The following is a 23,715-nucleotide window of genomic DNA, read 5'->3' on the forward strand; positions in this document are numbered from 1 at the left end:
GGCCGGGGACGATCTAGCGCCGGGTCGTGGCCGCCGCCGCGGCGACGATGGCGGGCAGCAGCGCGTGCGCCCACAGCCGGTAGCCGTCGGCGGAGGGGTGGAAGCCGTCCTGGCAGAGCGTCCCGGCGTCGGCCCGGAACACCGGCCCGGTCTCGGTGGCCAGGTCGACCACCGAGCCGCCCGCCTCCAGCACGGCAGTGGTCTGCGCGCGGGCCACCCGACGCCCGGACCAGCCGACCACCTGGCGCAGCGGAGGCGCGATGGCGCGCACCGCCCCCAGGTCGGGGCAGGTGCCCACCACCACCTCGACACGCGCCTCGCGCAGGCGGTGCACCGCGGCGCCGAGATAGGCCGCCGCGTCGGAGGGCCGGCGCAGCCCGGTGGCGTCGTTCGCGCCGATCAGGATCAACGCCACGTCGGGCCGCTCACCGAGCAGGGCCCGGGCCACCTGGGTGGCGAGGTCCGTCGAGCGGGACCCGGAGACGCCGACGCTGGACAGGTGCACCCGGCGGCCGGTCGGGCCCTCGGCGAGCAGGTTGGCCAACTGCCCGCCGATGGTGTCCTCCAGACGGTCGACACCGACGCCCAGTGCCGACGAGTCGCCCAGCAACACCAGTCGCAGCGGCGAAGCGCCCGCCCGGCCGATCGTGGCGCGCAGGGCAAGGCCGAGCTCCGGTTCGGCGTAGCGTCGGTGCCGGGCGATGAACGCCTCACCTGCGAGGACGGCGGCGCCCCCGACGGTGCCGGCGAACAGCGAGATCGCCGCCGCCCGACCCAGTCGGCCGGCGAGCCCGGAGGTCGCGCTCCGCGCGCTGCGCTCGTTCATGCCAGTCCCTCCACTGTCGAGGTGTCCGAGGCGGGCCCGTGCTGCGGCACCGCGCCGACACCGAAGAACGCCCGTCGGCGCAGCTGCGCCCACCGGCCGGCCGGCCCTCGGTCGCGGCCCCGGACCTGGACGCCGCTGACCTCCGTGCCGGCGTGTCGAGCCGCCTCCTGCGCGGCCTTCGGCAGCGACCGTACGCCGTCGCCGCGCGTCGGTGTGGCCCGTCGTTCCGGGGTCGCGCCGAGGGCGGAGAGCATCGTCGGCAGGAGCGCGGCGGCGGCCATCGCGTACCCCTCGGCGGAGGGATGGAACCGGTCCCAGGCGAACATCCGGGTCGGCTCGGCCGCGAACCGGGGGCCGAGCAGGTCACCGAGGGAGACCGTCCACCCGCCCGCCTCGACCACGGCCACCGTCTGGGCGGTCGCGAGCTGGCGGCTCCAGCGGTGCGCCAGCCAGCGCAGAGGCGGCTGGATCGGGCGGATCGCGCCCAGGTCGGGGCAGGTGCCGACGACCACCTCGCACCCCGCGTCGCGCAGGGTGTGCACCGCCTCGACCAGGTAGCGCACCGCCAGGCCGCGCGGGGTGCGGTTGGTGATGTCGTTGCCGCCGATGAGGATCACCGCGATGTCGGGTCGGCACTCCAGCGCCGCCTCCACCTGGTGGCGCAGCGCCGCCGAGATGGCGCCGACCACCGCGAAGCGGTGCAGCTGCACCGGCCGGTGCAGTCGACGGGACAGGCCGGTGGCGAGCAGCGCCCCGGGTGTCTCCCGACGGCGGTGCACCCCGTAGCCGGCCGCCGACGAGTCACCGAGCACGACCATGGTGAGCGCCGGACCGGGGAATTTCGCGCCGTACATCCCATCGCAACGGGGCGGCGGCGCCTCGGCCATCGGGATGGTCCGTCGAGCCTGGCGGGCCTGGCCGACCAGCACCCCGCCGGTCGCCACCGCGGCCGCCGCGGTGGCGCCTGTGCCGATGGCGGCCAGCCGGACGAACCGCCGGGCCTGCCGCCAGCGCTCACCACCGGGTACGACGGAATGTGCCACCCCCATACCGCGACATTATCGCGCTGGCCCGACACACCGCTGTCGTCGTGACGGCACCCGGGTGCCTGGAAACCGACGCGACGGGGTACCTGGGTTCCAGAGGCCGGCCGACTTGCGCCGACCCGCCACGCTGATCCGGCGGAGAGGAGCGCGACGATGGGTAAGACACTGAAGCGCAGCGCGGCGTTCACGGCCCTGGCGCGGGCACTGGCGGCCGGGGCGCGCAACGGGCCGTCGATCGGCACGCGGTTGGCCGCGTTGCCCCGGATGATCCGAGCCACCACCAAGGGCGAGTACGACGGCGGCCTCCGGCTGGCCCTGATGACCGCGGCGACGGCGTACATCGTCTCGCCGATCGACCTGCTCCCGGAGATCCCACTGGCGATCTTCGGGCTGGCCGACGACGCGGTCATGGTCACCTGGTTGGCCGGCAGCGTGCTCGCCGAGACCGACCGGTTCCTGGAGTGGGAGGCCCGCCGCAGCTCGGTCATCCCCGGGGGGTTGGTGCCCTGACGACACGTACGCTGGCGGTGAGCAAACGTCTTCCCGGCCGCCCACCGCCGGCGCCGCAACGAAGGGCACACCGTGCAGTACTACGACAACGTCGTCGACATGATCGGAAACACCCCGCTGGTGCGTCTGCGTAACGTCACCGAGGGCATCCAGGCCACAGTGCTCGCCAAGGTGGAGTACGTCAATCCGGGCGGCTCGGTGAAGGACCGGATCGCGCTGCGGATGGTGGAGGACGCCGAGGCCGCCGGTCTGCTCAAGCCCGGCGGCACCATCGTCGAGCCGACCAGCGGCAACACCGGCGTCGGGCTGGCCCTGGTGGCCCAGCTCAAGGGCTACAAGTGCGTGTTCGTCTGCCCCGACAAGGTCAGCCAGGACAAGCAGGACGTGCTCCGGGCGTACGGCGCCGAGGTGGTGGTCTGCCCGACCGCCGTCGCGCCGGAGGACCCGCGCTCGTACTACAACGTCTCGGACCGGCTGACCCGGGAGATCCCCGGTGCCTGGAAGCCCAACCAGTACAGCAACCCGGCCAACCCGCGCTCGCACTACGAGACGACCGGCCCGGAGCTGTGGAAGCAGACCGACGGCGAGCTCACCCACTTCGTGACCGGCGTCGGCACCGGCGGCACCATCTCCGGCATCGGCCGGTACCTCAAGGAGGCGTCGGAGGGTCGGGTGCGGATCGTCGGGGCCGACCCGGAGGGCTCGGTCTACTCCGGCGGTACCGGCCGCCCGTACCTGGTGGAGGGCGTCGGCGAGGACTTCTGGCCGGAGACGTACGACAGGGGTGTCGCCGACGAGATCGTGGAGGTCTCCGACAAGGCGTCCTTCGAGATGACCCGGCGACTGGCCCGCGAGGAGGGGCTGCTGGTCGGCGGTTCCTGCGGAATGGCGGTGGTCGCCGCCCTGGAGGTCGCCCGCCGGGCCGGCCCGGACGACGTGGTGGTGGTGCTGCTGCCCGACGGCGGTCGGGGCTACCTCTCCAAGATCTTCAACGACTCGTGGATGGCCCGGTACGGCTTCCTCGACAACTCCGGCGCGGAGCCGACGGTGGCAGACGCGTTGGCCAGCAAGCCGGGTGGGCTGCCCGAGCTGGTGCACGTGCACCCCACCGAGACCGTCCGCGACGCGATCGACTACATGCGCGAGTACGGCGTCTCGCAGCTACCGGTGCTCAAGGCCGAGCCGCCAGTGGTGACCGGTGAGGTTGCCGGCTCGATCGCCGAGCGGGACCTGCTCGACGCGCTGTTCACCGGCCAGGCCCACCTGCACGACACGATCGAGCGGCACATGGGCGACCCGCTGCCGATGATCGGTGGTGGTCAGCCGGTGAGCGAGGCGGTGGGCATGCTGGAGAAGTCCGACGCCGCCCTGGTGCTGGTCGACGGCAAGCCCAAGGGCGTCCTAACCCGCCAGGACCTCCTGTCCCACCTAGGCGCCCACTAGTCCCCGCCCCGCCCCCGCCCCCGCCGATCTTGCACTTGCTGTCGCCTGAACGTCGTTATTGCGGCGTTATGTCCCGACAAAAAGTGCAAGATCGGCGAGGTGGGAGGCGCGGGGGCGGGGGGTGGGGGCGCTCAGAGGGGGCGGGTGTAGCGGAGCTGTCGGGCCGGGGACGACCCGACTGTCTCGTCCCGTTCGTCGCCGGTGGGGGTCCAGCCGCCGCGCTCGTAGAACGAGCGGGCGTGGGCGTTGTCCCGCAGCACCCAGAGCACGGCACGCCGCCAACCCTGCGCCCGCATGGCGTCCAGGGCGTCCACCATCAGGGTGCGGCCGACGCCCCGGCCCTGCTCGGCAGGGTCGAGGTGGATCGCGTTGAGCAGCCCGGTGGCGGGGTCGTCCTCGTCGTCCGGGCCCAGGTGGCTGAACCCGACCATCGCCCCGGCCCGCTCGGCCACTGTCATCCGGTGGGTGTCCCGCTCCCAGATCCACCGCTCGACCCAGTATCGCCCCATCGCCTCCGGTGTCGGGTCGGCCAGCGCCACGGCCGGCAGGAAGGCGGAGTACGCGGCGACCCGGGAGCGCTGGTGCAGGGCACCCACCGCCATCAGGTCGCCTTCGGTCGCGGGGCGGAGCGTGACGGTCACCCGGCCGAGGCTACCCGGCGCGGCGGAAGCTGCACCGTGGTCAGATCCTCGGCGATGACCAGTTCGCCGTCGAAGTGCGCGCGCGCCTCGTCGTGGAACCGGCGCGGGTCGGGGTAGCGCTGGGAGAAGTGGGTGAGCACGAGTCGGCGTACCCCGGACTCGGTCGCCACCCGGGCGGCCTGCGCCGCGGTCAGGTGGCCGACCTCGGCGGCGAGCGCGGCCTCCGACTCCAGGAACGTCGACTCGATGACCAGCAGGTTGGCGTGCTCGGCGAGGGCGTACACCCCGTCGCAGAGGCCGGTGTCCATCACGAACGCGAACCGCTGCCCCGGCCGGGGAACGCTCACCTCGGCCCGGCTGACGCGGCGTCCGTCGAGGTCGAGGTGCCCGACTCGGATCAGCTCGCCGACGGCCGGCCCGACGATGCCGTACGCGGCCAGCTTCTCCGGCAGCATCCGGTGCCCGTCCGGCTCGACCAGCCGGTAGCCGTACGTCTCGATGGGGTGCCGGAGCCGGCGTGCCTCCAGCGTGCCGCAGCGCAGGGCGATCCGCTGCCCGTCCGCCTCGATGGGCTCGACCCGCAGCTCGGCGGTCTCGTAGAAGGAGGTGGCGTACCGCAGCCGGGCGAAGTATTCGGCGCCGCCGGCGGGAAAGTGCACGGCGACCGGGTGGGCCACCCGGTCCAGGGAGAGCCGCTGGATGGTGCCGGGCAGGCCCAGGCAGTGGTCGCCGTGGAAGTGGGTGACGCAGATCCGGGTCAGGTCGGTGGCGGTGACAGTGGTGTGCAGGAGCTGACGCTGGCTGCCCTCACCCGGGTCGAAGAGGATCACCTCGTCGTCCCAGCGCAACACGTACCCGTTGTGGTTGCGCTGACGGGTCGGCGCCTGGCTGGCCGTCCCCAGCACCACCAGCTCGCGCATGGACATCGCCACTCCCGCGGATATGGAGCGACCCCCGGGGCGCTCCGCGCATGTGCGCGGGCCGGCTGGACTTGGCCGGCACCCCGGGGGTCGGGTGGCTGTCGTGGATTCGCCGCACCGCTGCCACACGGTCTCGACGATGTTGCTGCTGCCCGCCTTACGGCGAGCCGTTCACTGTCGAGGACAGCGGCTAGCTGACAGCCACCTCACGAGTCCGATTGCTATACAAGTCTGGACCACCTCCTTTCACGTGTACGGCCACGTTATCGAGTTCTCGTCGGGCTCGGCAACGGATTTCGATCACAGGGCCGAACGGGAATGCCCGGCCACCTCCTGGGCGGCCGGGCATCAGACGTGTGCGGGTGGCGGTGGTCAGCCGCCGACACGGGCCACGCCGACCGGGCAGCTCAGGCCGTTCGGGCCGTGGTTGCAGTACCCGTTCGGGTTCTTGGTCGGCGCCAGGTACTGCTGGTGGTAGAAGTCTGCCCAAGGTGGTACTATCCCTGAACGGTTGTCCGCCCAGGTCGGGAGTAGTCTAGTGCCAAGGTACGATGTTCAAAGGGAGTGCGGACCAGGGTGTCTGGTTGGGTGTGGTCTGATCAGCTATGCCCGAATCAGCTCGGACACCGACAAGGACGAACACGGCGTTGAGGGGCAGCACCAGCAAAACCTAGAGACTGCGGAGAGTCACGGGGAGCGCATCGTTTGCACCCTCACGGACAACGACAAGTCCGTTAGCGCCGGGAAGGATGACGTATACAGGGAAGGCTTTGAGGCGCTAATTAAGGCTCTCGCTACTGGCAAATGCCCCTGTCACGGCTTCGTCATTCACGGTGTTGTGGTGACGTTCCAAGACCGGATTGCACGCACCTTCACCAATTGGGAACGCTTCACTGACGCTCTCACCTACGACGACGGGCGGACCTATATTCAGGAAGGCTCCCGGAAGGATCCCTACTCTGAGGGGTTCGTTTGGGAAGGCGCTGCCGGCATGGTCGGAGCGAAACAAGAGCCTAAGCGAATCGCTAAGCGGCTTCGCAACTCACACCGGGTGAGGGCTTCAAAGGGGATCCCGGTGGGCGGCAACCGCCCCTTCGGGTGGCTCCCGGACCGGAAGACCCTGGACCCCATTGAGAGCCAATTCGCCAAGGGCGCAATCTTCGGGTTTGAGGCTGGTACAACTCTTTACACCCTGGTTGCACGGCTACAGGAAGCCGGGATGAAGACCACGAAGGGGAACCAGTGGACCACTGACACCCTCCGGAAGTTCCTTCAAAACCCTCGGATCTGTGGGTGGAGGGAGCTAAATGGGGAAATCGTCAGGGACAAAGACGGTGACCCCGTGGTTGGTGAGTGGGAAACGTTGTGTGACCCCGAGGTGTTCATTTCTATTCAGGCCCGATTCACCAGCCGACGGAATGCACACGTTCAGCGGGGCGGCACCGTTGGGATTCCGTTGGCCGCTGATCACTCGGCACGGAAGTATTTGCTTACCGGGTTCCTCCGGTGCGGCAAAATCGTCGATGAAGCCCAGTGTTTCACTAAGCACAAAGCGAATCCGTATAGCAGCGCAACCGGGCTCAAGGGTCATCAGTACACCTGTTTCCCTAAAGCTCAGGGTGGTTGTGGCGGTAACTCCCGGAACGGGGAGCGCCTTGACTTGTACGTCGTCGAGGCTGTGCTAACGAAGTTGGAGCAGCACGCCGCGAAGGAAGCGGAGCCCGAGGCTTGGGGTCGCGAAGCCGAGTGGGAAAAGGCGCTAGCGAACCGGGCGGCACTGTTGAGCGCCTACGACAACGGGCAGGGATCGATCGCACCTGAGACGTTCTTTGACACGTTGCTTCCGGACGCTGAGAAGATCATCCGGGAGCTTCGGGCCGACCGGGATAGGCACACAGCGGCACAGCGTCAGCGGGAAACCCTCCCCAGCAACATCCGGGCTGAGTGGGAAGCGAACACAGACCTTGGGTGGCGTCGCGCTGTGATCGGCCGGGCGGTATCAACGATCATCGTTAACCCCCTGGGGCACCGTTGGGCACCCTGGGACGGGTCCGTCAAGATTGTGTGGCGTAACCAATAGTTCACCTAGGGGAAAACCCCCGGTCACCCTTCGGGGTGCCGGGGGTTTCGTTTCGGACATCCTTGGAACAACCGTGCAAAGTCTCTAATAGTCTCTTCGCCCCACGGAGGGGCTGAGGCTGCCGCTTTGCGCGCTAGCTCCCTCAAGTGTGCAACTTCCTCAGGTTTCAACGGTGCGCCCTCCAACGGTAGATGTCCGAAGACACTACGATGAAGGTTCTTCGCGATGATGCACCGAGCGGTTATGCACCAAAGTCCCGCTGGTGAGACGGCTGACCCATAGGCGCTCTTAAGCTTCACCTAAGGCTCAACGTTCGATGTGCATGGTATGGTAGATGCGCCTCAGAGGGTGTATGCCGTGGAGTGTCGGGGGACTCCGGTCGCACTCTCGGGGTGACGACACTATGTCGCCGATTAGAGTGGGGAGACTCTAATAATGCCTGCGGTGCGGAAGTTGCCCGATAACGAAGTCTTACAGAGGCTGGTAAACCAGGGGTTTAAGTACGGCCAAATTGGGGCTATGTATAGCGTCGGTGAGCAGGCTGTTTACCGACAAATGCAACGCGCGAACAAGACTCGCCCCAGGGCTGACCGTAAGTCGTTCATCCCGTGGAAGGTCGCGACCCAGCACAACCGGTGCAAAGTCATCAACAACCTTCGGGCTCTCGCGGCAAAGGAAGCCGGAGAAACCCTAGAGGTTGGTGAGGCGCGACGCTTGGAGTTGTGGCTACAGCAACTGAGGGAAGCGGACGTTGTCGTTTGCTACGACCGGAACCAGCCTCCGACCCCAGGGAACCCCAAGGGGGGGTTTTACTACTCAAAGCGTCGCCCATCGGATGATCCGGGCTCCATCGTCCGCCCCCCGGTGGCTGAGGGTGCGGAGAACCCTCGGGCTACGGTCTAGGCAGCACCACGGAGGGGGTCACCCGGGGAGCTACTTCCCAGGTGACCCCCTTTTTGATCAGCCGAACGGTTGATGTGCAACGGGAGAACCCCCGTAGTACGTTTGTGCTAACAGCGGAGGCACCGTAACCGCCGGAAGGTTTGGGGACACCGGACGTCGGGACGCTCAACGGTGCCTCCACTCTTTTACCCGTCAATGGTAGATGTCCCATGGGGGGAATGTGTTTCCCTGTTCCACGAATCCGGAATTGTTCTTCTCCGACGAACCAGCCGAAATGGTTGAGGCGAAGCGCCTCTGTGGCGACTGTCCGCTCAGCCGTTTTACGGAATGCCAAGCCGAAGGTTCCGCCCACGAACACGGGGTTTTCGGAGGGCTCTCGGCCGAAGACCGGGAGCGCCTTGACCCTCTCGGGGCTCAGCGGTTGACTCGGACTCGGGTCCGCGAATCCGCCCAGTATGACCGCAAAATTGTTGTTTCTAAAGTGCTCAGCATGAACGCTGAGGGGACGACACATCAGGACGTAGCAGACGCAACCGGGCTAACCCGTAAGGCAGTGGTCGAAATAGTGGCGAAGCGGCGAAGGGCTACCGCTGCGTAACTTAGTTGCCTGGTGGATCTTTCCCCTGAACGGTTGATGCACCGTGACAGATGCACCGACTACAGTTACCGCAGTGTTACACCTCCCAACGGGGCTGAGAGGGAACAACCGTGCCACCTAGCCTTTTGCAAATGTCCGCCGTAACTCAGGGGTGGGCGGCATTCGACCGGCTTGATTTGGATGACGAATCCCAGGTGACGGGGTTCAGAATCCTTATCCACGTACCGAACAAAGTATGTTTGGCCCGATGGGATTTCATCAGTGGTATCGGCTACGAATTGACGTACACGACACTACAGAACCCCAATGAGACGATGGGGCTTTACGGGGTGTTGCCGCTCGGGACGCGGCTTCTCACCACCGAGGATTTCGGGTGGTCTGAGGGTGGTTACGCTCAGACCCGGATCCGGGCATGGTCAACACCGAACTAAGAAACCGGAGGCCACCACCAGGGACCGGTGACGGTCCCTGTTTTTTACACCGGAAAGGTAGATGCACAAAAGGAGGTGAACAGTAACCGACGGACCAGCGCACCGCAGCGTTTCCCAGTGGGAGACGTTCGTTAAGTGCGGCGAACAGTACCGGCTAGAGCGCATAGCCAAGGCACCACAAACCCCGGCAGCCTGGTTCGCCCAGGGCTCAGCGTTCCACGACGCGGCTGAGATGTGGGAGCGATCGTTACGCGACGCCTCAGAGCGTGAAACCGTGACGCTCTACGAAGCAACCTACGACCGGCTTATTGCTGAGGGGTTGAAGCGTGAACCCGACCCGAACCGGTGGCTCACCGGAGGCAGAGTCAAGGGCTCAGACGACATCACCCGACGGAAGGCTAAGGGAGCCGACCAAATCCGGGCCTTCCTGAGGTACGCGCACTCAGCGCCCGAACGCCCTCTAAGTCTCGGTGGTGACGAAGTCGCCGTTGAGGTGGAGTTTCGGTTGAACCTCGATGGTATTGAAGTGCTCGGGTACATCGATGCTGTGGAGGAATTCCCCGGAGGGGCGCTGTTACCTCGGGACTACAAAACGGGGACCAAAACCCCCGTTTGGCCGTTTCAGTTAGGCGTCTACGGCTTAGCAATCGAAGAACTGTTCGGGGTGCGCCCTGTGTGGGGCGATTACTACTTAGCGAAGAACGGGAAACCCGATCCGCCCATCAACTTGGAGCGGTTCAACCGCGACCGAGTGACCCGGTGGTTTCACGACATGGACGAAGCCGTTACGGCTGGGCTTTTCCTTCCTGCCCCCGGAGACGGTTGCCGCACATGCGGCGTTCAAACTTTTTGCTCCGCTCGGGGAGTACGCACCAACGACTATCCGCCCAAGGCTAGGAGGAACACGAATGACTGAGACGTTCAACGTAGGCGACCGGGTTGTTTACACCGGGAACCACCCGGAGTATTCCGAGGCTTCCCGGGTCGGCAACTTCGGCACCGTCACCGAGATTCGGCACCGTAACGACTCCATCGGGGTTTCCTGGGACAACGATCCGGACCTTCACCCGGGGCACTTCGCCCAGAATCTTGGGAAGGCTCCGCACAACTTCAAGATTGGCGACCGGGTGAAGCACGTTCTCACTGGTGACCCCGGCATCGTCACTAACCTCGATAGCGGCTTCGGTTTCTCGGGCCGATACATCAACGTCGACTTTCAGCGGCGTTCCTCTGGCAACTATTACCCGTGGAGCGTCGAGGCTGCCCCGGAGCCCGTTAAGCCCCTGGTGTTGGGTGTCGGTGCCAAGGTCCGAATTCGTGATAGCGCTTGGAAGATGAGTGGTCACCGCTCGGGACAGACCGCAACCGTCATGGAGCGGCAGGGGAGTGGATGCATGATTGACGTTGACGGCATCACCGGGTACTACTTCGCGTCCGAACTTGAGGTGATTGAGAACGCCCCGACAGTGAACCCGGTGACCACCACCGAGGGGCACGCTATCGGGGACGTCGTCGAGTACGTTCGGGCCGACCTTGGCGCTATTGCGTGGCGTATCGGTGACACCGGAGTAATCACTGACATTCGCGACGACTACAGCATTACCGTCGACTGGGATGGTGGTGGTGTCTCGAAGCACCCGAAGCGTTACCTTCTCCGTCGCACCGACCGTAACGGCGCTACGGCCACCGGTCCGGCTGCTAAGCGCCCGGAGTTCGCCGCTGGTGACAACATCACCCCGGGAAGCATCCTCACCCCGGAGGCTTTCGCTACGGCGCTGGGTCTTCCGGCTGGTCCACTCACCGTGGATCCGGAGTACGCAACCACTGATGTCACGGACACCCCTGACGCGGCCTCTGAGCTTCGTAACGCCGCTGAGGCTATGCGGACTAAGGCTGACCAGATGTCCGACGCTGCGGATGGCATGGACAGTCTTGCCGATCTTCTAGACGCGATTCTCGACGCGGCCTAAGCAACCCCTAACCATTGGAGGATAAGAGTTTGACTGACGACACCACCCGAGACGACATCGTCGTTTCGTTTAAGCCCCACACCGGGTATGACGCTCCGCTAGTCGCTGTGAAGGGCAAAGACGCGGCAACCGTCATGGATAAGCTCGGTGAAATCGAGGCTACGGGGCTGTTCGCGAAGCTCGCGAACATGGATACCGCATTCAAGGCGGCGTTCAACATCGGTGCCACCCTCGGGGGCACCCCGACGGAGCACCCCCAGACCGCACAGTCGAACTACCGGCAGCAGCCACAGCAGCAGCGCCGACAGCCGGCTACCCCTCCACCTGGGCTTACCGCCCCGACGTGCCCTCACGGCACGAAGAACTACGTAGAGGGACAGTACGGACCGTTCTGGGGTTGCCCAGCCGATCGGAATGACCCGGGTAAGTGCCGCCCGGAGAAGATCCCGAAGTAACACCTTCGGAGCCCTTCGGGGCTCCGTCGGTCCCCGTAGCTCAGTGGACAGAGCAACCCCAACAACCGGGCTTAATCACCGGGTCGAGGGGTGAGTCGTGGGTTCGAATCCCACCGGGGGCGCAACCCAGGAAGGGAGGTACCCGAATTCTCACTTTGACTAGAGCGAAGTTGTCTAAGGGTTCGGCTGGTGATCCGCTGCCAACAGTCTTCAAGACGTTAGCAGCCGAGTCCGTCCACATCAGACGCGGCCAATTCACTTTGATTGCCGCCGCCCCAGGTGTCGGAAAATCAGTGTTCGCGTTGTCAATAGCCCTGAGGGCTGGGAGCCCCGCGTTTTACGCCTCAGCGGACACAGACGCATTCACAATGTATTTGAGAGCAGGCGCAATGGTCACCGGGTGGCAAACCGGAGACATCGAAAACGCCGTGGAACACCGCAACACCTCAGCGGTTGACGCACACCTAGAGAAGCTGAACCATATCCGGCTTGACTTCTCAGGGCGCATCGAGGTTGACGCCTTGGAGGAAGAACTACAGGCGTACGCCGCGACGTACGGGGAGTGGCCGCACTCGATTTGGATTGACAACCTATCCAATTTGGATTTGCCCGACGCTGGTGAGGGCTACTTGGCACTTGAGGCCGCGTGCGACTACCTACACGAATTAGCGCGGGAAACCGGTGCCGCTGTCGTGGCGCTCCACCACGTAACAGGCACCTTTGATGACGGAATCACCCCGGTCCCGATGTCTGGGCTCCGAGGGAAAGTGTCAAAGGTTCCGGAGACGATTTTGACCCTGTACCGGGACGCGACCACCGGCACCGACGAAATCGGACGCCTTTACGTGTGCCCAGTGAAGAACCGCACCGGGAAAGCTGACCCCTCCGGGGCTTGGCATTTGCCACTGCTCTACGAACCGCCCCGAATGAAGTTGGCAGACATCCCAGCGACGAACACCGATGGAGGGAGAGAACCCCATGTTTACGCTTAGCACCACGAAGGGGGGAAACCCCTGACCGTGGAGAAGGTGTGTTCGGTGTGCGCCTCGGTGCTCACCGGTCAACAGCGGAAGTATTGCGCCGACCCCGAGTGCAAACGCCTAGGGCAACGCGCCGAATGGGTCTTCAAAACCTACGGGATAACGCTAAGGCAATTTGATGAAATCCTTGAGTTCCAAGACGGTAAGTGCGGCGTATGCCGAAAGAAGTTCCGGGACGAAGAAACACCGCACATCGACCACGAACACGGGGCGCACGTCAGAGGTTTGGTACACGCGTATTGCAACCGGCGGCTTATCGGCAGGCTCAAGTCCGCTGAGCTAGCCCAAGGGCTAGCCGATTACCTCCGTGACCCCCCAGCCGTTGCCGCACTCGGGGTCAAAGTGATTGCCCCCGGTCGGCCCTCCGAAAAGAAACGACGGGTTTACCGACGTCGGAAGTAGCCGAAGGGGGATCTAGGTGGATGGCGAAAGACCACCCATTGCGCCGATCCTAGAGCACTACGGCGCTCAATGGGTGCCCGAGGCTCCCCGGTGGCGTTCGATGAAATGCCCATTTCACGAAGACAGGAACGCGTCAGCGTCCGTGTCCACGGGGCTCCAACGCTTCCGATGCTTCGCCTGTTCTATCAACTCCGAAGACGCCTTCGGGCTAGTCATATGGAAGGGGGATGCACCTGACTTCCCTAGTGCCATCGATTTCGTTACGGGCATTCTTGGAGAACGCTACGACGGAGTACGCAACCAGCCTTCAACTGTCGGACGCGGCCACAAACGCCGCCGAGTATTTGATGACTCGGAGCCTATCAAGGGACAACGTTCAATCCTTTCGGCTGGGGTACGTAGAAAACCCTTTGCCGGGACATGAACTATACGCCGGGAAAATCTCCATCCCGTACGTAACCCGTAGCGGCATAACCAGCATCCGTTTCCGGGTGGTGCCAAGCCCCGAGGTTCCCGAACCACCCGACCCGGAATGGTCGGTACCAACCGACCACATCCCGGAATTGGCGTCCGAGATCAAAACCCAATTCCCAGAGTTGCCGGACACCCCAGACCCTGAGGCGAACGCCGCATTGAAGAAACACCCCGGAGGCCCGAAATACCTCTCTGTCCCCGGGGATATGCCACGCATCTTCAACCCCCGCGACCTAGAGCGCCGTGAGCCCTTCGTATGTATCGCCGAAGGGGAATTCGACGCTATGTCGGCGCACAGCGCCGGGCTTCCTGCCGTAGGCATCGCTGGTGTCAACGGGTGGCGACCGTACTTCGCTCGGTGTTTTCAGGGCTATGAATCGGTGTTTGTCCTCTGCGACAACGACGACAAAGGACAAGGGGCAGCCTTCGGGGAAAAGGTCGCTTCACAGATCCCGAATGCCCGGGTGGTTCTGATGCCCCCAGGTCACGACGTAAATTCGCTTCTTTGTTCCGAGGGTGCGGAAGCGCTCCGGGCACGTTTGGAGGTTGAAGCATAGTGCTTAAGGTTGGCGACATCGTGAAGATTATCGACGGACCGGATTACCCCCAGAGCATTGGGGACACCGGGGTAATCGTCGAGGCCCGAGTTAGCTCGGTTTACCCGTGGCGTGTCGAGGTTGGCAGCAACAGCGGCGTTTACTCCACCGAGGAATTGCAAAAGGTCACCCCTGTTGCCACTGAGAAGCCGTGGGAAGTTGGCGACCGGGTGAAGCTCACCAGGATTTACAACACCCTCCCCGTTGGGACCGTCGGTGTTGTTTCCCGGGTCGATATCGACGATAACCGGCAGCCTGTGTACGTGGATTTCCAAGGGGAGCGTTACGGGATGTGGCCGTATGCCGACAACATCGAGAGGGTCACTACCCCCGACTTCCCCCAGGTGCCCTCGGTGAACGTGTCCCCGGATCAGTTGGCCGAATACGTCGGAGCGTTCATCTCAGCGGCACAGTCCCGGGTTCGTGGTGTTGGTGCTGAGCAATACAGCACCTCCGAGGGGCAGCGCTTTGAGGGGATGACGATTCCCGAACTTATCGTGATGGCTCGGGAGGAAGCTCAAGACTTAGCGGTTTACGCCGCAATGGTGGATATCCGGTTGGCTCGGATGGGTGAGGCGTTCGAAGCGGTTAAGGGGGCGCTGTAAATGTTCGGTTGGCTTAAGCCTAAGACCCGCGTTGAGCGGACTTACGAAGTTGTTTCGGAGGCCACCCCGGTAGACGATGAGTCTGCGGACAATTGGAGCCTTGAAATGGCTCTGACTACCCGAGAGTTGGCCGGTATTTACACCTCTAAGGGTTGGCGGATCGCTGGCACCCACGGAGAGAACCCCAGCCGTTCAGAGTTGCTAATGGTGATGGGCAGGCTAGCCGCCCACCTCACCGAACACGGTGACGCGTCGTATTCAAACACCGCACGGTTGATGGCTGTCAAGGATGAAGACTTTCCCGACAACGTCGACTTCTATCTGTTCATCGGTACAGCGTCACCAAAGATTGTCGACCACGAAACCCAGGGGGTGTGAATGGGGGAATTCCCCGCTTTCAAGAAGATCCCACGGCTGAGTAAGCCGGTGGTGATTACGGAGAAGATTGACGGCACCAACGGTGTTATTCAGGTGGAGCGGCAGCACTGGGGGTATTCCCGAGAACACGAAGACCCGACCGTCATTGACATCATCACCGATGAGACGGTGATCGGTGAGGAAGACGGGTTGCCCGAATATCAGTTTGTCATCCGGGCCGGTAGCCGTAACCGGTGGTTGGCACCAGGGGCGGACAACTTCGGGTTTGCTTCCTGGGTTCAGCGGAACGCTAAGACGCTTACCCGTCTCGGTCCGGGCCTCCATTACGGGGAGTGGTTCGGTAAGGGCATCCAACGGGGCTATGGGCTCGATGATCGGCGGTTTGCGCTGTTCAACGTCGCCAAGTGGTATGACCCTCGCGACGAACACGGAGACGCGTACCGGGCGGATTTCGCGAACGCTGCCGAGTGCCCCGAGGTGTGCACCGTCGTTCCCGTGATGGCTGTCGTCGACGGTCACCGGATGAACGACGCGGTTGCGGTAACCCTTGATGTGTTGACGGCGGTTGGTTCCTGGGCTGTTCCCGGGTTTCGCAACCCGGAAGGTGTCGTTGCGTACCACACCGCAGCGAATCAGCTTTTCAAGGCGTTCCCCGGTAACGACAACACCCCGAAGAGTCTCCGGGTTGCCGCTTGAAGCGCATCGTAGTTTTGTCTGATACCCAGATCCCTTATCACGACCGGAAGGCACTTGACGCTGTTTACCGGTTCATTGGGAAGTATCAGCCGGACGAAATTGCGTCCGTCGGAGATGATGTCGACTTCCCCCAGGTGTCCCGGTGGCACCGGGGTTCCGAGATGGAATACCGGGGGAACCTACAAAACCACATCAACCAAGGTGTAACGCACTTTGAGGCACTGAGGGCTGTGCATTCCGGCCCGATCCATGTGTCTCGGTCGAATCACATGGACCGACCGTTGAATTACATCCGGAAGTACGCCCCAGCGTTGATGGGGGTCAAGGGGCTCACCGTCCCGGAGCTACTTGAGTTCGAACGCCTCGGGGTGAGCTACCACGAACAGCCGTACCTGATTGCCCCTGGGTGGCTGTTGGCGCACGGAGACGAGTCTAGGGGGACGTCTCCGACCCCTGGTGGTGTCGCGATGCGGCTAGCCCGTAAGTGGGGGATGTCGGTGATTTGCGGCCACACCCATAAGTTCGGGATGCAACACGACCATTCCACGGTGAACGGTCGCTATACCCGACGTCTTTACGGTGTCGAGGTTGGAAACTTGATGGATTTCAAATCCGCGTCGTACCTCGGTGCCGGTTCCGCGAATTGGCAACAGGGCATAGCGGTGTTGTACGTAGACGGTAAAGCGGTAACCCCGTCGTTGATTCCCATCACTAATGGGCGGTTCACAGTCGAGGGGGAAACTTACAGTTGAACACCATCACTGACCTTCTCCCCATCGTTGACAGAGTCGCGACCCGAGTCCACTACCTTTACGGGCTTGAGGTGGACGAAGCTAAGGGGATCCTTTCCCTAGAGGTAGTCGAGGGGCAGCGGGATTATCTGGTGTTGCTGACCAACGGCAACATTGGGCTTATCGAAACCCGGTTGCGTCAGGTAGCGGCGAAGAACGCGCGCACCGAGCGAATCCGGAAGATGAGTGAAACCGGCCAAACCCACTATGACCCGGAGTACGTTCGCCTGTTCCTCCCGTTTTTTTTCGCTACCGAGGATTGGCCGAACGGACCAGCCGACGAACTATCCGACCGGTGGACAACCGGTGATGCCATTGATACCGCGCTGGACATCAAAGCGGCTTGGGGGAACCTCCGGGAGTGGCAACAGCGAATCATCTACGGGCGGCATATGTTGTGCCCCCCATCGGATCAGGGTCAAACCGATTGGCTGTCGATTGCCGAATACGTCGGAGCGTCTTCCCCGGAGTCGGCGCAAAGCATGTACCGGAAGGCAACCCGAGAGTTGTCGACGGAGATGAACGCGGCAAAGACCGTGAGGGGCACCAACCATCAAGGGGTTGGTTCCCGGCGGATCATTTCGAACACTCGCGCTAACGCCGTAATCAGTAACAACGCATAACATCAACAGAAAGGGGTCTGTGTGCCCAACTGGGGACCGAGCGGTGAAACCGTCTTTGAGCGGACTTACCAGCGAACGAACCCGGACGGCACCCGAGAAACCTGGGAAGAGACGGTTACCCGAGTCATTTCGGGTAACCTCTCTTTGGTCTACGGGGACCGTTCCGAATGGTCCGCTGAGGTTGAAGCGGAGTTTGACGCCCTCTACCGGATGATGGGTGATTTCCGAATCATCCCAGCGGGGCGGCACCTGTGGGCTTCCGGGGTTCCGGGACGACAGTATCTGTTTAACTGTCATGTCGCCGGATGGGGTCCGAAGTTTTCTGACCATTACCATTTCGAATTTATGCGCCTAATGGAGGGTGGTGGGGTCGGAGGCAACTACTCATCCCACCACCTAGAGAAGTACGGTGCCCCCAGGGGGCACTACCGGGTGCACATCGTGTGCGACCCGGACCACCCGGACTACGCCAAGATGCGTGACGCTGGGGTGTTGTCATCGGAGTTCGCTCACGACTGGGCTGGGGCTTACCCGGTTGAGGACAGTCGGGAGGGCTGGGCAACCGCTCTAGTAGACCTTCTAGACGTCTATATGACCGATGACCCGGTGAAGCACCCTGACCGGGTGTACGACGTCTCTCGGGTTCGGCCCGAAGGGGCTCCCCTCCGAACGTTCGGGGGCACAGCCTCAGGTCCGTTGCCTTTTGGGCGGATGCTGGTGAACGTCTCAGCGATCCTGAACGGTTCCCCTGAGTGGCAACAGGGCAGCGAACTTCGGGACGCTGTTACACCACTTGAGGCTATGGGGATTGCCCACGAAGTCGGAGCGTGTGTCGTAGCCGGTGGTGTCCGCCGTTCGGCCCGAATGTCAATGGTCCGCTGGGATGACCCCAGCATCATGGACTTCATCGGATGCAAATCCGACCCGTCGGAGCATTGGACGACAAACATCAGCATCGAGATTGATGCTGAGTTCACCGCTGCCGTTTCGGAAATCGGCTTCACCGGGACCGGTGTCGAGAACGCCGACCCCGTGACCCCGGAGGGTAGAGCGGAATGGGCACGACGTGTCTTCCGCGCTGCTGTCGAGGGGATGCTAACCAACGGGGAACCGGGCTTTTGGAACAGCACCCTTAATAACGTCGGTGAGCCCGTCGAGGTGATTTGTTGTAATCCCTGTGGAGAGGTAAGCCTTACTCCCTGGGAAAACTGCAACCTCGGTCACGTCAACCTAGATTCGTTCGCACCCCAGGTGCCCGGAGGTTCCGTCGACTGGGATGGGCTGTTTACGGCACACCGGTTGATGACGCGGTTCCTGATTCGGGCAACCTTCGGTGATGTCACCGACCCGAAACAGGCTGAGGTGTTGAAGCGGCAACGCCGGATCGGTGTGGGGCACTTCGGTTTTCAGGGCTTCCTAGTGAAGAACGGTGTTCGGTTCAGTGACGCACCGGACGCCAAAATCGAGGGTGTTTCCGTGAAGTGGATCCTTCGGACCCTCCGGGATTCCGTACGTGACGAAGCCCGAAAGTACGCGTTTCAACTGAGGATTCCGGAGCCCGTAAAAACCACCACCGAGGCACCCACCGGCAGTATCGCGAAGCTTGCTGGGCGCACAGAGGGCATCCACCCGTTGCTGTTTCGGCGGTTCATCCGCCGTATCCGTTTCTCAACGGTGGATCCGCTCCAATTGGATCGGCTTACGGAGTTCGCGGCTGAGGGCTATCACATGGAACCCGACCGGTCAGCGGCTAACACCATGGTTGTTGAGTTTCCAACGACTGAGCTGCTGGTTGCTGAGGTGGAAGCCCTCGGGCTGGATCCGTTGGAGTTGGTTGAGGCTGCCGACGAAATCAGCCTCAACGATATGTTGCGGGTACAGGCGTTGATTCAAACGGAGTACGCCGATAACGCGGTGTCGTTCACCGCGAATGTCGCGGCTGAGCCCCACCAGGAAGCGGCATTGCTTGAAGGGGCGTTGCGTCCCCCAGGCCCGTCCCCGGAACGCGTCACCGAGGTTTCAGAGGTGCTAGCCCGGTGGTTGCCCCGGTTGAAGGGGACAACTCTGATGCTTGATGGGTCGCGGCCTCAGGCACCGTACCAACGGCTAACCGAAGCGGAGTGGGCTTCCATCACTGGTCCGACGTCGGTGGCCGATTCGGTGGACGAAGAGTGCGCCAACGGGTCATGCCCTGTGAGGTGACCCCCAGGGCTTAGAGAACCCTGAACGTACGATGTTCAACGGGAGGGGATGACCGGCCGGCATTGATAGCCCCTGTCATCCCTTCCCCTCCAAATCCTCAACCCCTAGGAGGGGCTTTTGCTGCTGGTTACCCCTATCGCTTTCACAATGATTGACTGGGAAGCACTACGCCGAGTCGTTCCGGGAACGCGATTCTTCAACGAAGCGTTCATTGAGTTTGATGTCACCGACACTGACCACCTGGGGGAGTTCGCCGGTAGAAGTTGCTATAAGGCGTTCGGTCGGGAACGGGCCGAGACTGCCACAACCGCCGGGTACCTCAACAACATTTTGACCCAGGGTCATTATTCGGTGTTGGAACATGCCTCGGTGTCGTTCCACGTCTCCGAGGGTTCCCGTTCGATGCTGCTAGAGCTAGAGCGCCACCGGCACATTTCGCTGTCAGTGGAGTCTCAGCGCTACGTCGACCAAACGAAGTCGCACCCGTTGCCGGTTGTCCCGGCGGATTTCGGCGCTGCCCTTTGGGCTGAGTTGGATAGGCACTACGCGGACTCGATGGACCGTTACGAAGCGGCTGTTGAGCGGCTGCTAGCCCAGGGGAAGACGTTGAAGGAAGCCCGAGGGGCGGCTAGAGCATTTTTGCCCGAGTCAACCCCAGTGGACTTCGTTGTTACCGCGAACCTTCGCGCGTGGCGTGACGTCTTGGGGAAGCGGCACCACGTAGCCGCTGAGAACGAAATCAGGGAGTTTGCCGCCCAGGTGCTCAGTCACCTTCGGGTTATCGCTCCGCTGTCGGTACAGGACATCTCAGAGGTTCCCTACGGTTCGGAGGTTACCCAGTGAAGACCCGTCTCAGTGTTGCCGTTGCTGCGGCTGCCGTTGTTTGCTTCGGTGCGTCTGTGGCGCTGGTGGGTTGCGGTGACCCTGCCCCGGCATGTGCCGCTGGTCCGGTAGCGCCGCGTCCGGCACCAGCCCCAGCCGTAAGGGCTCCGGCACCTAGTGCCCCTCGGGCGGTTCCCCAGCCGCGTCCGGCACCTCAGCCCCGGAAGCCTACGACCGGCGGAACGAACGTCGTTCCGGTCCCCATCATCATCGACGGTGACGGAGACGATTACGACGACTACCCGTCGGGTGGCTGCTAATGGCGCGTTACCTCAGGGAAGATCAGACGGAACAGTTTTCGGCTGTGGTGATGTACCACCGAGCCCCGGACTCCGAGGCACCCTATTTGCAATCGGGCGCTATCTGGGTTACCCGGTTCGGTCCGTACGACTCAGCGTCAACCGCGAAGGGTCAGATCAGTCGGGAGCAATCTACGTACCACGGTGACCGGTGGACGGTTACCGGTCACGTAGAGCGGACTCCGCTCACCTGGGAACGTGTCTGATGTTCACCGCTTTGTGGGTTGGGTGGCTGGTCTATTTCCTGGTTGTCGAGGGCATAGCCCTTTTCAACTCGAAGCCGGGGGACACCCTCAGTGAACATGTGTGGCTTTATTTCGGTACGGAGTGGAAGAAGGGCGCTTCCCCTCGGGAGCGCTCTGGGTGGACGCAACTACGTCGGTTTGTGTTGGTCGCTTTCATGGTGTGGCTCACTGCCCACTTCATTACCGGCGGTTGGGTCTGAGAATCATAGTTACGGGCTCCCGTGACTGGGCTACCCCCGAAAAGGTTTGGACCAACCTAGACGCTATATGCGTCGCCGCTCCGGTAGACACCACGTACACCATCGTTCACGGGGATTGCCCCACCGGGGCTGATCGGTTTGCTCGCGAATGGTGTGAGCACTACGCGGATTTTCCGCCGGAACTGTTCGGCGTAATCATCACCGAGGAACGGCACCCAGCCGAATGGGAACGGTACGGCAAAAGGGCCGGGTTCCTCAGGAACGCCGCAATGATCGAACTAGGCGCAGACGTCGTTTTAGCGTTTATACGCAACGACTCTAAAGGCGCTTCAATGACTGCCAAGTTGGCGGAACGAACCGGGATACCGGTTCTTTACTGGAGGGAGACTACTTAGTGCGTCTTAACGCAATCATCCGGGGTAGCAGCTACGCCGATCTCATGGCGAAGGCTACCGCGTGTTGTGATCAGTTTTACCAGGGTACGCCCTATGACATCATCCTGAACGTGTGGGATCCGGCTGGGGCCGAGTACGACTCGGCTGGGGCTGTCACCGGTTTCCAGTTTTCCATGGTCGCGGAGCCCAAGACTCAGTGACCGAACCGACGTCGACCCCTGGTGCCCTTCGGGGTGCTGGGGGTCGACCCCGTGATGACGGCAAACAGGAGTGCCCAGGGTGCGGCAAAACTACGTGGCTGGTTATCCACTCCTGTAGGGGTCGACTCACTAAACGGGGTCGCCCCGGTTGGGATGAATACTTCTTAGGGATCGCTGTGGCGGTGTCAACACGGGCCGACTGTTCGCGTCGACGAGTAGGGGCACTGGTGGTCCGGTGGGATGTTCAGCCGGACGGCAGGAAGCTCCCTCGCATCGTGTCTACCGGTTACAACGGTTCCCCCCCAGGTGGCCCGTCATGTCTACAGGGGGAGTGCCCTCGGGCTACGTCGGGTGTTGCTCCGGGCAGTAGCTATGACACCGGGGTCGGGGCATGCGTCGCTGTGCACGCTGAGGGGAACGCCATCATTTACGCCGGTCGAGACAACTGTCTAGGTTCAACCCTTTATGTCACGGAAGTTCCGTGTGATGGGTGTTCGCGGCTTATTGCCGCTGCCGGGGTTGCGAGGGTAGTTACGCCGTGGGGTAGTACGCCTGATGTAGGGTGATACCCGTTCGGTGGCGCACCCTCCGGGGTGTTGGTTCCCTTTGTGGTTCTGGCCTGCTGACAACCGTGTTACCACCGAACGACGAACCCCCCAGGTTGATCACCTGGGGGGTTCTGTCGTCGATGACGTTAGTACGTGGGTGGCGCTGGTGGCTCCGGGTCTGATTGGAGGTACGCCGCCTCAGCTTCCTTGAAGGCGTCCGAGGCCCGATACTCCCGGATCTTGGCGTATGAAGCGTTCGCCCCGAGAGCCCGAATCCTGTGGCTCACAAACCAATCGGCCCGACGTTGCCGCCACGCCCTGTGGGTTTCTAGGATCCGTCGTGCCCGTAGCCGGTCGGCGTATTCGGCTTCGCCTCGGATTTCTTGCACCGGACGTCCGGAGACGTACGACGCACATACAACCCCTGCCAACACTTCCCCTATTTCCTTACCGTCGGGGGCAACCACTGCCAAACGAACGGTTCCGATGGGGCTGGGCTTGGGGCACATTTCGCATACGTGACTGTCGTTGAGGAACCCTTTAGCGACGTATCGGAGCGCCGTCGGTTGAGCCATAGTCGGTCACCTCTGGGGTGGTCTGAGGGGTGCTGCTGACCCGTCAACGGTAGATGACCTAAGGGTGATACGCAATCGTACGAAGGATTCGCCGGCGTAGGTTGCACTGAGTATCGACTCAGGAACTTTGGGTGACACAGAGGATCGTAATACGTCTGTAACCGCAGCTCAGAGCCCTTCAAAAGCGTTGCTGTGACGTGGGTCACATCACAAACCGGTGGTTGCAACGGTAGATGTGTATGGGTAGCGTCCGGGGGGTCAGCGGGCTTCTACGTAGGGGGTCGGATGCCGCAAGCTGTAATTTATCTACGATCGGCGTACGATCGCGCGGAAACAATCTTCACTCATGGCGAACGAATGTGCCGCGAAAAGGCAGCGCAATTACAGGTTCCGGTCCGAGGCGTCTTCACGGAGTTCGCGTCAGGCCACACCTACGACCGGACGGAGCTTATGAACGCTCTAGGGGTTCTTGAGCCCGGAGACGTGTTCGTCTCCGTCGACTGGGAAATGATCTCCCGTAACAACGTTGTGGGTGCCCAGATCAGAGGGCACATTGACGGGCGCAAAGCCCGGTTAGTAACGGTGTACTAATGGGATCCGGAACCGGTGGGGCTGAACGCGGAACCCCCCTCCGGGGTCTATACAATCCGGCAACGCAACGTTGGGAGTTGTGTGCCGGGGACTTGGCTTTTTACATCACCTCGGACCGGACACCGGTCCCGGTGCAAATCGAACTAGTGA

General features: G+C 62.7%; 22 protein-coding genes, 1 tRNA gene and 4 pseudogenes. 22 read left to right on the plus strand and 5 right to left on the minus strand.

What is annotated here, in order from left to right:
- Positions 1–13: 13 nt before the first annotated feature.
- Both PSH03_RS29485 and PSH03_RS29490 read right to left on the minus strand, forming a co-directional pair.
- The gene (locus tag PSH03_RS29485; RefSeq protein WP_238691028.1) at positions 14–826 is read right to left on the minus strand and encodes an SGNH/GDSL hydrolase family protein; all 813 of its coding nucleotides are present in this window, start codon (positions 824–826) and stop codon (positions 14–16) included.
- Positions 812–1,875, minus strand: a pseudogene (locus PSH03_RS29490) (SGNH/GDSL hydrolase family protein); the annotation flags it as partial. The gene PSH03_RS29485 and the pseudogene PSH03_RS29490, both read right to left, overlap by 15 nt.
- A gap of 150 nt (positions 1,876–2,025) precedes the next feature.
- On the opposite strand from PSH03_RS29490, the gene PSH03_RS29495 reads away from it, so the two are divergent.
- Positions 2,026–2,382, plus strand: a complete 357-nt coding sequence (locus PSH03_RS29495; RefSeq protein ID WP_112582466.1) for a YkvA family protein — start codon at positions 2,026–2,028, stop codon at positions 2,380–2,382.
- Between the two features lie 72 nt (positions 2,383–2,454).
- Positions 2,455–3,825, plus strand: coding sequence for a cystathionine beta-synthase (locus tag PSH03_RS29500; RefSeq protein WP_210787667.1), 1,371 nt, complete (start codon positions 2,455–2,457; stop codon positions 3,823–3,825).
- Between the two features lie 131 nt (positions 3,826–3,956).
- Here PSH03_RS29500 and PSH03_RS29505 read toward each other — a convergent pair whose 3' ends face one another.
- The 3 genes and pseudogenes from PSH03_RS29505 to PSH03_RS29515 form a co-directional block, all read right to left on the minus strand.
- Entirely contained in the window at positions 3,957–4,466 is a 510-nt protein-coding gene (locus PSH03_RS29505; protein ID WP_238691030.1) for a GNAT family N-acetyltransferase, read from the minus strand.
- Positions 4,463–5,392, minus strand: coding sequence for a ribonuclease Z (locus PSH03_RS29510; RefSeq protein ID WP_238691031.1), 930 nt, complete (start codon positions 5,390–5,392; stop codon positions 4,463–4,465). The genes PSH03_RS29505 and PSH03_RS29510 overlap by 4 nt, the downstream gene beginning before the upstream one ends.
- A 366-nt stretch (positions 5,393–5,758) precedes the next feature.
- Positions 5,759–5,875: pseudogene (locus PSH03_RS29515) on the minus strand (peptide-methionine (S)-S-oxide reductase MsrA); the annotation flags it as partial.
- 49 nt (positions 5,876–5,924) lie between these two features.
- Here PSH03_RS29515 and PSH03_RS29520 point away from each other — a divergent pair.
- The 20 genes and pseudogenes from PSH03_RS29520 (at position 5,925) to PSH03_RS33105 (ending at position 23,565) form a co-directional block, all read left to right on the plus strand.
- Complete coding sequence (locus tag PSH03_RS29520) at positions 5,925–7,466, plus strand: recombinase family protein (RefSeq protein WP_238691032.1); 1,542 nt, start codon at positions 5,925–5,927, stop codon at positions 7,464–7,466.
- 1,105 nt (positions 7,467–8,571) lie between these two features.
- Positions 8,572–8,967, plus strand: coding sequence for a WhiB family transcriptional regulator (locus PSH03_RS29525; RefSeq protein WP_255751224.1), 396 nt, complete (start codon positions 8,572–8,574; stop codon positions 8,965–8,967).
- Positions 8,968–9,516: 549 nt separating this feature from the next.
- Positions 9,517–10,314 (plus strand): annotated as a pseudogene (locus tag PSH03_RS29530) (PD-(D/E)XK nuclease family protein); the annotation flags it as partial.
- Positions 10,307–11,368, plus strand: coding sequence for a hypothetical protein (locus PSH03_RS29535; RefSeq protein WP_238691033.1), 1,062 nt, complete (start codon positions 10,307–10,309; stop codon positions 11,366–11,368). The pseudogene PSH03_RS29530 and the gene PSH03_RS29535, both read left to right, overlap by 8 nt.
- 29 nt (positions 11,369–11,397) lie before the next feature.
- The gene (locus tag PSH03_RS29540; RefSeq protein WP_238691034.1) at positions 11,398–11,823 is read left to right on the plus strand and encodes a D29-gp49 family protein; all 426 of its coding nucleotides are present in this window, start codon (positions 11,398–11,400) and stop codon (positions 11,821–11,823) included.
- Between the two features lie 29 nt (positions 11,824–11,852).
- Positions 11,853–11,945, plus strand: a tRNA-Cys gene (locus PSH03_RS29545).
- Positions 11,946–11,993: 48 nt separating this feature from the next.
- Complete coding sequence (locus PSH03_RS29550) at positions 11,994–12,815, plus strand: AAA family ATPase (protein WP_238691325.1); 822 nt, start codon at positions 11,994–11,996, stop codon at positions 12,813–12,815.
- Between the two features lie 57 nt (positions 12,816–12,872).
- Positions 12,873–13,265: an endonuclease domain-containing protein gene (locus PSH03_RS33090; protein ID WP_372494945.1), complete on the plus strand. Its 393-nt coding sequence runs from the start codon at positions 12,873–12,875 to the stop codon at positions 13,263–13,265.
- Between the two features lie 100 nt (positions 13,266–13,365).
- Positions 13,366–13,461 (plus strand): annotated as a pseudogene (locus PSH03_RS33095) (CHC2 zinc finger domain-containing protein); the annotation flags it as partial.
- Between the two features lie 31 nt (positions 13,462–13,492).
- Positions 13,493–14,296 carry a toprim domain-containing protein gene (locus PSH03_RS29555; RefSeq protein ID WP_238691035.1) on the plus strand — a complete coding sequence of 268 codons (804 nt, stop codon included), beginning with the start codon at positions 13,493–13,495 and terminating at the stop codon, positions 14,294–14,296.
- 20 nt (positions 14,297–14,316) lie between these two features.
- Positions 14,317–14,940, plus strand: a complete 624-nt coding sequence (locus tag PSH03_RS29560) for a hypothetical protein (RefSeq protein ID WP_238691036.1) — start codon at positions 14,317–14,319, stop codon at positions 14,938–14,940.
- Between the two features lie 105 nt (positions 14,941–15,045).
- A complete protein-coding gene (locus tag PSH03_RS29565; RefSeq protein WP_238691037.1) occupies positions 15,046–15,318 on the plus strand; it encodes a hypothetical protein in 273 nt (90 codons plus the stop codon).
- Positions 15,319–16,014 (plus strand): RNA ligase family protein, encoded by a 696-nt coding sequence (locus PSH03_RS29570; RefSeq protein ID WP_238691038.1) that lies wholly within the window; start codon positions 15,319–15,321, stop codon positions 16,012–16,014.
- Positions 16,011–16,766, plus strand: a complete 756-nt coding sequence (locus tag PSH03_RS29575) for a hypothetical protein (protein ID WP_238691039.1) — start codon at positions 16,011–16,013, stop codon at positions 16,764–16,766. Before PSH03_RS29570 ends, PSH03_RS29575 begins: the two co-directional genes overlap by 4 nt.
- 71 nt (positions 16,767–16,837) lie before the next feature.
- A complete protein-coding gene (locus PSH03_RS29580) occupies positions 16,838–17,428 on the plus strand; it encodes a hypothetical protein (protein ID WP_238691040.1) in 591 nt (196 codons plus the stop codon).
- A gap of 21 nt (positions 17,429–17,449) precedes the next feature.
- Positions 17,450–19,630 carry a ribonucleoside-triphosphate reductase, adenosylcobalamin-dependent gene (gene nrdJ, locus PSH03_RS29585; RefSeq protein WP_238691041.1) on the plus strand — a complete coding sequence of 727 codons (2,181 nt, stop codon included), beginning with the start codon at positions 17,450–17,452 and terminating at the stop codon, positions 19,628–19,630.
- Between the two features lie 147 nt (positions 19,631–19,777).
- Positions 19,778–20,473 (plus strand): FAD-dependent thymidylate synthase, encoded by a 696-nt coding sequence (thyX, locus tag PSH03_RS29590; RefSeq protein WP_238691042.1) that lies wholly within the window; start codon positions 19,778–19,780, stop codon positions 20,471–20,473.
- A gap of 743 nt (positions 20,474–21,216) precedes the next feature.
- On the plus strand, positions 21,217–21,651 hold the full coding sequence (locus tag PSH03_RS33100) for an SLOG family protein (RefSeq protein WP_372494947.1): 435 nt from the start codon (positions 21,217–21,219) through the stop codon (positions 21,649–21,651).
- Between the two features lie 196 nt (positions 21,652–21,847).
- A complete protein-coding gene (locus PSH03_RS29595) occupies positions 21,848–22,417 on the plus strand; it encodes a deoxycytidylate deaminase (RefSeq protein ID WP_372494916.1) in 570 nt (189 codons plus the stop codon).
- 842 nt (positions 22,418–23,259) lie between these two features.
- Entirely contained in the window at positions 23,260–23,565 is a 306-nt protein-coding gene (locus tag PSH03_RS33105; RefSeq protein ID WP_372494917.1) for a recombinase family protein, read from the plus strand.
- Positions 23,566–23,715: the final 150 nt, after the last annotated feature.

The sequence above is a fragment of the Micromonospora salmantinae genome, assembly GCF_022230905.1.
Classification (GTDB): Bacteria; Actinomycetota; Actinomycetes; order Mycobacteriales; family Micromonosporaceae; genus Micromonospora; species Micromonospora salmantinae.